This window comes from Salmonella sp. SAL4457, from assembly GCF_046548235.1.
Taxonomy (GTDB): domain Bacteria; phylum Pseudomonadota; class Gammaproteobacteria; order Enterobacterales; family Enterobacteriaceae; genus Salmonella; species Salmonella enterica.
The window spans coordinates 1-252 of the sequence record NZ_JBGDZO010000944.1 but is presented as its reverse complement, the minus strand read 5'-3'; the positions used below and the strand labels follow the sequence as shown (position 1 = coordinate 252).

Here is a 252-nt window from a genome sequence, read left to right as displayed (position 1 = left end):
GCCCTGGCCTGCGAGCCGCAACTGCTGATCGCCGACGAACCGACCACCGCGCTCGACGTCACCGTCCAGTTGAAGATCCTCGATCTGCTCAAGGACCTGCAGGCACGCCTGGGCATGTCCCTGCTGCTGATCACCCACGACCTCAACCTGGTCCGGCGCATCGCCCACCGCGTCTGCGTCATGCAACAAGGGCGGATCGTCGAGCAGGCTTCCTGCCAGGAACTCTTCGCAGCCCCGCGACACCCCTATACC

The 252-nt window shown here is 65.5% G+C and carries 1 pseudogene; it reads left to right on the top strand.

The annotated features are described in order from the left end of the window. A pseudogene (locus ACLJNW_RS26980) lies at positions 1 to 252 on the top strand (glutathione ABC transporter ATP-binding protein GsiA); the annotation flags it as partial.